5 protein-coding genes are annotated in these 8,457 nt (G+C 68.0%); all 5 read right to left on the reverse strand.

Annotated features, from left to right (window positions below):
* Nucleotides 1-256: 256 nt before the first annotated feature.
* On the reverse strand, nucleotides 257-547 hold the full coding sequence (locus ACMNI9_RS02685) for a hypothetical protein (RefSeq protein WP_418830747.1): 291 nt from the start codon (nucleotides 545-547) through the stop codon (nucleotides 257-259).
* 9 nt (nucleotides 548-556) lie between these two features.
* Complete coding sequence (locus ACMNI9_RS02690) at nucleotides 557-3,814, reverse strand: hypothetical protein (RefSeq protein WP_418830748.1); 3,258 nt, start codon at nucleotides 3,812-3,814, stop codon at nucleotides 557-559.
* Nucleotides 3,815-3,824: 10 nt separating this feature from the next.
* Nucleotides 3,825-4,349 carry a hypothetical protein gene (locus ACMNI9_RS02695; RefSeq protein ID WP_418830750.1) on the reverse strand — a complete coding sequence of 175 codons (525 nt, stop codon included), beginning with the start codon at nucleotides 4,347-4,349 and terminating at the stop codon, nucleotides 3,825-3,827.
* A gap of 1 nt (nucleotide 4,350) precedes the next feature.
* Complete coding sequence (locus tag ACMNI9_RS02700) at nucleotides 4,351-5,115, reverse strand: hypothetical protein (protein ID WP_418830751.1); 765 nt, start codon at nucleotides 5,113-5,115, stop codon at nucleotides 4,351-4,353.
* On the reverse strand, nucleotides 5,112-8,457 hold a 3,346-nt coding region (locus ACMNI9_RS02705), incomplete at its 5' end, for a phage tail tape measure protein (RefSeq protein ID WP_418830752.1). The genes ACMNI9_RS02705 and ACMNI9_RS02700, both read right to left, overlap by 4 nt.

Consider the following 8,457-nt stretch of genomic DNA (forward strand, 5'->3'; position numbering starts at 1 on the left):
GCAGCAGCGCCGCGCAGACGATCACGACCAGGGCGCACATGACCCAGGCCGCCCCCTCTTGCGCGATCGCCTGCGCAAGCGTGCTAACGCTCGTTTCGTACGGCACCGGTCGCCTCCTCGTCTAGCACGGCGGCTCTTATCAGCCCCCGCTCTCGGTCGTCTATCGCCGGCCACATTCCGAGGACGTCCTCCAGCCTTTCGCCGCGCGAAACGCGGATCCTGGCGGCTGCCGTCAACAATCGAAGCTGCGCGTCCGTCATATCGCGCCCCCTATCATGTCGGCCACCGCCAGCAGCATCTCCTCGTTCGCGCGCTCCCGCGCGGCGGCCTCCTCGGCGGCCCGCCCGCGCTCGACGGCCATGGCGGCCTCCTCCGGCGTCGGCACGGCGTAGAGCATGGCCTCCTCGTAGTCGTCGTCCGCCCACGCGAACTTCTCCACGTTGTCGGGCGGGACGGCTCCCTTCTTGACGACTATGGTCGGGGACAGCGTCCCGGCCGACAGGTCGGGGTTGGCTATCTCGTTCCCGTTCTCGTCGACGATCCTCATCTTATCCACCTACTTCCACGTTCCCGCTATGCCGTATCTCACCGTCACGGTCGCCTGATGCGCCGACGGCGCGACGACCCAGAACTGGGGGGCTTGCGATAGATTGTTTTGATTTTCGTTTCTGACGATCGCCCAGTAGTTTCCGTTGACGAGCGTCACCGTCGAGTCGACGATCGTCTTGAACGCGAACGGCAGCGCGTGGCCTCCGCGTACCGTGGTGTCGTAGCCGAGCCAGTGCCAGTTGTCGGTTGCCGTCGATGCGACGAACGACGTTGCGCCCCAGCACTCCGCGAACCCAGACGCCCACTTGCGCCACCGCCAGATCCCGCTCGTGCCCTGGGCCACAACGTGGTCGGCAATGCCCTGGCCGTTGATGCTGAACGACCCGGACGCCTCCACGGCCCCTTTCAGGAGCACGCCGCTTCTGTTGCACGCGACGCCGGAGTCGTAGGGCTGCACGGTCCCGTCGGAGAGCGTCCGGCAGGCGGCGAGCGCGATCGAGCCTGGGGCCATGACCGCCAGCTGGTCGGTGCCCGCGTAGTAGGCTATCGCCCCCTTGCCGCCGCACATGCGGATGACGGCGTCGAGCATCCCCATGCCGAGCTCGATCTCCTTCGCCCCGTATCTCGCGACGACGTTGCCGGCAGCGTCGATCACCTCGAAAGCCCCCGTGGCCATGCGCGAGCGGAACCCGCTCCAAGAGCCGGACGACTTGTTGCCGACCTCCAGGCCTGCGCTCGTGTACTGCATGTAGTTCGTCGCGGTCTTCGCCGCGTTTGCGGCCTCGGTCCGCGCCGCGTTCGCCGTCGCGCTCGCGGAGTTCGCCGTCGCCTCGACGGATTCCAGCGAAACGGACAGCCCGCTCGCCGTCTGCTCCACCGTGGTCATGCGCGCGCCGAGGCCGTCTGTTACGGCCACGTTCGCGGTTATGCGGTCGGCTTGCACCTTGATCTGAGCGTCGGCGTACGTCTTCGCGCCAGCAAGGGCGGCGTCGGCCTTGGTTTTCGCATCGGTTGCAGCGGCGCTGATCGCCTGGCCCTTCGCCGCGTCCACCTCGGCCTTGGTGGCGCGCAGGACGATGGCTTCCGCGTTCTGCTCGATCTTGGTCTCGGCGGAAGCCACCCTCGCTCCAAGGGCGTCTGCTGCCGATTGGGCCTTTTCGGCCGCCGACTTGGCCGCGTCGGCCGTCGCCTGCGCGGTCGCGGCGCTCGTCTTCGCGGTCGACGCGCTCGCGGCTGCTGCGTCGGCTGCTGCCTTGGCGTTCTCGACCGCGAGCTCGGCCGCCGCCACGTCAGCCTCCGTCGCGCCGACCCTGATGGACACGGCGTCGAGGTTGGCTTCGGCCGTCGCGAGGTTCGCCGCCGCCGCGTCTGCTGCGGTCTGGGCCGCCGCTGCGTTGCCCGCTGCGGCCGTCGCGTCCGTTTGCGCCTTCGCGGCGGCGGTCTTGGCCGCGTCGGCTGCGCTCTGGGCGTTGTTGGCCTTGGCGTCCACTGCGGTCACCGACGCCGCCGTGCTCGTTATCGCCTCGGCGTTCTGAGTGATCTTGGTTTGCAGGTCGGCCTGCACCGTCGAGAGGTCGGTCTTCTTGGCGTACTGCTGCGCCACCGTGGACGCGACGCCCTCCGCGCTGCGCTCGATCTCCGACATGAGCCGCGACTCGGTGAGCGTGAGGTCGGTCTTTTTGGTGTAGTCGGCGGCCATGGTGTCCGTGACGGTCTTGATCTGCCCGGCGAGGTCGGTTCGCACCTGCGCGGCGTCGGCCTTCGCTCCAGCCGCTTGCGCGGTCGCCGCGTCGGCCGTCGCGATCGCTGCGGCGGCGTTCTGCATCGCCGTCCCTGCGGACGCTTTGGCCTCGGTCGCGGCAGATTGCGCTGCCTCCGCCTTCGCCGTCGCCTGGTCGGCCTTGTCCTTGGCAGCTATCGCGTCGGCTGCGGCTTGGGTCGCGTCCGCGAACGCCTTGTCGGCCTCGGCCTTGGCCGCATCCGCCGCAAGCTTGGCCGCGTCCGCGTCGGTCTGCGCCTTGTCCGCGCTCCCCTGGGCGGCGTCGGCTCGCGCCTGCGCGTCCTTGGCGATCTTGTCGACGGCGTCCGCCGCCTCGTAGGCGCCGTTGATCCCGGCGTTGAGCGTGGCGGCGTGCTTGCGCACGATGTCGCCGATGTCGTCGCCCTCGACGCCGAACACGTACTCGTCGCCCTGCCAGTCGGTCGGGCGGTGGACGATCCTCGACACGATCATGTAGGAGTCGTATCCGTGCGGGGCGCTCGTCACGCGCACGTAGTCGCCGAGATCGATCGGCTGGACGCGCGGATCGATGCGGGACAGGTCGTATGCTTTGACGTTCAACGTCTCGATCTCGTTGGCCTGCCCCGGCAGCCAGGACAGAGCGCGGTCTACCAGGTGCGCCGTGTCGGTCACGTCGTCCCACACGACGGCGCGCTCTCGGTACCCCACTTTCGAGACCAGTTCGACCGACACCACCGCGTCGCCGCGCTTCTCGTACCGCCCGTACGCGTCGGCGTCGCCGTTTCCCAGGGGCGCGATGGTGATGCGGTCTTCCGATCCTTCAGGCTTCGAGCCGAGCGGGATCACCGCGGAGCAAATGGGCGATCCGTCGCGCGTGCGGGCGAACTTCAGCAGGTTCGCGCCGAACTCGATGCGCTGGGACGCGGCGCCGTCGGTGTCGGCCAGGTAGTCCACGTAGCGCGCGCCGCCCACGTAGCGGGCGCGGACGAAGCCGCCGAGGGATTCCAGCAGCTTCTCTCGCACCACGAGGCCGGTGCTGGGGTAGTCGGAGTCCGAGCGCAGGATGTGCTCGTTGTCGTCGAGGAGGTGCCCCTGGTTCACGCCGACCCTGAACTGCTTTGCCGGCTCGACCTTGGCGTTGTGGTTGTCGACGAGCCACTCGAAGTACCCGTAAGGGTCGCTCGGCGCGAGCAGCGGCGCTTCGCCCGCCACCGTGGAGTAGGGGCGCACCGACGTGTCGTTGAGGTAGGCGAGCTCTCCCTCGCATCGGTATTCGACGGTGCCCACGTCGTCCACGTCCTCGCAGGAGTAGGCGCGGCCCCGCATGAGGCAGCGCGCGCCCTCCCACGCCTCGATCTCCGGCTCGACCGATTCGAGCTCGATGACGCCCGCGCACTCGTGGGTCGCCGGCATCTTGAACGAAAGCTCCGATGCGCTGCGAAGCGAGCGCACGAGCTCAACGTCTAAAAGCTCGACGCCGGCGTCCGGATCGTAGAGGACGCGGCCGCCGTACAGAATGCGCATGCGCGCCTCCTTAGAAGTTGAGGTTTTTGTACAGGTCCACGGTCATGTAGGTCGACTCCGGAACGATCTTCCCGCGCACGTACTGCCAGTTGCGCACCGCCATGGTGATGACGTCGTTGGCGGCAACCGGGATAAGGCGCGACACCAGGTCGAACACCACGTAGGTCGAATCGCTGTCCTCGGCGGAGTACTGCCAGAACGTCGTCCCGTTTTTCCTGATGTCGACTTCGAGCGCGTCGCCCGCCGGCAGGCTGTTCGCGTAGATGTGCACCGACACCTTGGCGAAGCCCGCTTCGGCGATCCTGATGCCGCCGCCCGACAGGCTGAACGCGTATCCCGTCTTGACGATCGAGCCGAACGGGACCGTCTTGTACTGATTGGTGAGGTTCAGCGCGGAGGGCGCGTAAGCGGACGCCGCCTGGGTGAGCGTCGTTATGTATCTCTCGATCTCCTGGTCGTTGCCGCAGAAGTCGGCTGGATCGACCAGGTCGTTGTCGCCGGGCAGCTTCAGCCCGAGCCTCGTCGTCGTTTCCATGCTACAGCTCCAATACCTCGTATGCGATCTTGACCCGGTACGCCTCGTTGGGGGCGGGCGCGCCGGCCATGTACATGACCTCGTGCCACCTCTTGCCCTTGAGGTCGCCCCACGTGAGGCCCCTCGCCTTGAGGTCGCCCCACGTCGTGGTGCCTCCTCTGATCGAGCCGCCGGTGTTGACGTACACGTCCGACGCCCCGTCGCGGATCGTGAGGCCCACGGCCGTGTGCGATCCGGGCGGCAGCACGACGTCCACGCCGTCCGCCACGACGTGGCAGGGCATCTGCGACTCGAACACGGGTCGCACCCGACCGCGCCCCGGCAGCAGGCGCAGGTGCGCGCCCGCCTGGGCGTCGACCTCGTGGATCTTCGTGCCGGCGGACTTGTAGGGGTTCGCGTAAACGTTCACGATCATCTTTTGAAAGCATGCCTTCTGGTACCATTCGTCGACGACGAAGCGGCCGCGGTACGTGTATCCCGGGTCGCTCGCCAGCTGGTAGTCGTAGGATCGGCCGTGAAGGAACCGGGCCAACTCCGTTTTCACGCGCTCGAACTCGCTCGGAGGGGAGTCGACGAGGAACACGAGCCTGTCCTCCCGGTCCCCGTACAGGACGTCTCCGAACGCCTCGGTCACGTCGAGGGATCCGTCCCCTCCGGGACGTTCGAGCATGCACCTCTTCACTGGAGGCGGGTTGAAGGTGGACTCGTCGGTCAGCATGACCCCGAACCGGCTCTCGATGTCCACGCCTCCGACCGTTATGCTCACAGCCCGTACCCCTTTCTCCGCTCGATGGCCCCGAGCCTCGCCCCGATCGGGGCGGCGGCTGCGTTGTACAGCTCCCTGCCGTCCAGGTACAGCGCGACGGACAGCTTCCCTGACGACATCGCGGCCGACACCGCATCGTAGATGTCCGAGGTCGTGATCGGGTTCTCTACCTTGCACTCGACGGCTATCGGACGGTCGACTCCGACGGCGCGTCCGTTCTCCCCGTACGGTACGAGCGGAGTCACCTGCGACCGCGTCTGGACGTTCGGGAGGACGGCGGGAACCGCGCCCCGGAGGGCGTCCTCGGTGCCGGAGAGCGACGCCGACGCGAGGGAGCGCCCCGCTGCGTACGCCGCGTCCTCGTGGTTCGCCTCCTCCTCGATGTACCCGAGCGCGTACCACTTCATCATCTCGCGCGTCTTCTTCGCTGGGGACCCGGTCTGCTGCGCCGCGTTGCCTCCGCCGAGGGCGGCGTTGACGAGGGCGGCGCCGACGTCCCACGCGCTCTGGATCCAGTTGCCGATCGCTCCGACGAAGCCCTGCGCGAACCAGTCGCCGGCGCTCGACCCGTCCACGGACTCCGCTCCTCTCCTCGCCTCGTCGGCGAGCGACTGGCCGGGGGAGTAGGCGTTCGTCTGCCCGATGCCGAACGTGTAGCGCCCTCCGAACGCGGTGCCGCTCGGGGCGGCGTCGACAGAGCTGAAGCCCGTCACGCCGCTCTGGGCGACGAGCGCGGCCTGCTGCTGGGACAGCCATGCCGTTCCTCCGATGGCCATCGCGTAGTCCGCCGCTCCAGCTGCGCCGGGGGAGGCCCCGTCCGTTGACAGCCCGGCCGTCGCAGCGGACGAGTTCGCGATGGCCGCCGCCTCGGCGATGGTCTCGCCGTTGGCGATCGCGGCGGCGAAGGCCCCTACGGCCTCGTCTCCTTTGATGCCCGCCGCAGCCGCGAACTGCGCGAGCTGGTCGGCGGAAGCGCCGGTAACCGCAGCGGCCGCGTCCAGCGCCGCCTGCGTGTTGGACGCGAAGCCGCTCGCGTAAGCAGCCGACGTGTCGCGCCCGGCCCCTTCGGCGACGCCTGTTTTCGAGCGGTACGCGGCGATGATCTCGTCCGCCGTGGAATTGGCCACGTCGATCCCGAGATCCGCGTCGAGGCCCCTCGCGAGCGCGCGCATCGCCTTGTCCCCGGCGTCGCCCATCTCAGGAGGCAGGTTCGCGAACTGGGACAGCAGCGTGTCGATCATGGCGGCGTTCTCCGCCGTTACCTCGCCTCCGGCGGACGAAGCGGCCAGCTGCAGCGCGAGGAACGACGAATTGCCCTCGGTCGCCAGGGAGGCCAGCGCTTCCGACGCCTGCTTCACGGCGGCCTCGACGCTCCCGACGTCGGAGTTCCAGTACGCCAGGCCGAACGGGTCTCGCCATAGCCCATCGAGCTTGCCGCGCGCCTCCTCGAGGGTCGCGAGCGTGTCCTGGGACATCTGGGCCACCGCTCCCGCATGCTCGACCACGGCCGTCTTCGCGTCGGATGCGGACTTGTCCAGGTTCGCCTTCGACTCGTTGTAGTACGCGTTCTCCGCCTGGATCGCCGCCTGGTACTCGGCTTCGGTCAGCGATCCTTCGACGGCGTACTGCTGGTTGAGGGATTGGAGCCGAGAAGCGTGGTACTTGTCGAGGTCGGCGAGCGAAGACGAGTGGTAGTCCTCGGCGGTTGCCAGCAGCTGGGCGGCGCGGTCGGCGGATATCTCGCCCTCGGCCGCCGCGGCGTCGGCCAGCCCCTGCATGCCGGAGAGGTACGCCTGGACCTTCTCGCCCTCTAGGCGCTCGATCTCCGCGTTGTGCTCCGCTATCGATGCCAGCTCGTCGTCGCGCAGCGCTCGCTGCTCTGCGAGGGCCCCTGCGATGATCGATGTGATCGCGGCCTCGTGCTCCTGGATGGCCGCCGACACGCCGCCGACGGTCGATCCCGATGCGGTGAGCACCGCGCCCATGTCGGCAACCATGGAGGACGCCTCCGCCATGCGGTCGCCGAACGACGTCATGGAGTCTCCGACGGACCCGAGCGCGTCGACCGAGGCGAGCGTTTCCTTGCGCGCGTCCGTGAGAGAGTAAGACAGCTTCGACAGCTCGCTGACGACCGTCACGACGGCGAACGCGGCGACGCCGCGCCCCAGCCCCGTCATGGCCGCGTTGAGAGTCTTCGCGGCTACGGCGGCCCCTTTCGACTTGGACGAGAACTTCGCGAGCCCGGCGCTCAGCTTTCCGTACGCGCTCCAGCACGTTGACACCGTGCCCGCGACCTTCCCGCCGACCGAGACCAAGGGTCCCATGGCGGCTGCTGCGGCGAGCGCTCCGATGATCGCGCGCTGCTGGCTCTCGTCCATCTCGGCGAACGCCTTCGCTCCGTTGGACAGCGCCTCGAACAGAGGCTCCGCCGCTTCGACCGAGTCGAGCATGGCGTCGGCGAGCGGGCCGCCGAACTTCTCCGCCATCGCGACGGCGCGGTTCTCGACGATCTTCATGCGGGAGGCGAGCGACTGGTTGCGGTTGTCGACCTCGCTCTGCAGCGCGGAGTTCTTCGTCCATTCCTCGTTGGATTTCGCGACGGCTCTGCCGACGAGCTCCGAGTTTCCGGCAAGGCGCTTCATGATGTCGGTCTGGCGCACGCTGTCGATGCCGAGCTCTTCGAGCATGACCGACATGTTGCCGCCCTCGGCGGTCGTCGATTCCATGTTCGAGAGGAGCGCGGAGAGCGCGTCGACCGGGTCGTTTCGCCAAGCGTCGGCGAACTCCTGCGCCGACATGCCCGCGGTGCTCGCCCACGTCTCGACCGATGCGGAGTTGGTCGCTACGTCCTTGTCGATCTGGGCCATCACGGTGCTGATGGCCGTGCCGCCGGCTTCCGCCTCCACGCCCATGGAGCTGAGCGCGGTCGCCAATCCGAGTATGTCTTCCTGCGACATGCCCACTTGGGTTCCGGCGGCGGCGATGCGCATGGCCATGGACGATATGTCCGATTCCGTGGTGGCGAAGCTGTTGCCCAGCCCGACGATGGCGCTTCCGTAGTTGCTGATCTCTCCGTGGCCCATCTTCGTGATGTTCGCGAACTGGGCCATCTCGGTTGCGGCGGTCTCGGCGTCCATGTTGGTGGCGATGTCGAGGCCCGAAACCACGCGCCCGAACTCGTCGAGCTCGTCTATGGCGAAGCCGAGCTGCGCGCCGAGCGCCTGGATGTCGAGGATCTGCGACGCGCTGACGGCGTTCGTTTCAGAAAACTCGATTGCAGCGTCTTTGAGCTGCCGGTACTGCTCCTCGGTTCCGTCAACGGTCTTCTTGACGCTGGTCAGC

The organism is Paraeggerthella sp. (assembly GCF_048427265.1).
In the GTDB taxonomy this organism is placed as follows: Bacteria; Actinomycetota; Coriobacteriia; order Coriobacteriales; family Eggerthellaceae; genus Paraeggerthella; species Paraeggerthella hominis.

Bases quoted from the DNA above. Each gene is read 5' to 3' on its own strand.
- ACMNI9_RS02690 (WP_418830748.1), bottom strand. From the start codon at position 3,814: ATGCGCATTCTGTACGGCGGCCGCGTCCTCTACGATCCGGACGCCGGC.
- ACMNI9_RS02685 (WP_418830747.1), bottom strand. From the start codon at position 547: ATGAGGATCGTCGACGAGAACGGGAACGAGATAGCCAACCCCGACCTG.
- ACMNI9_RS02695 (WP_418830750.1), bottom strand. From the start codon at position 4,349: ATGGAAACGACGACGAGGCTCGGGCTGAAGCTGCCCGGCGACAACGAC.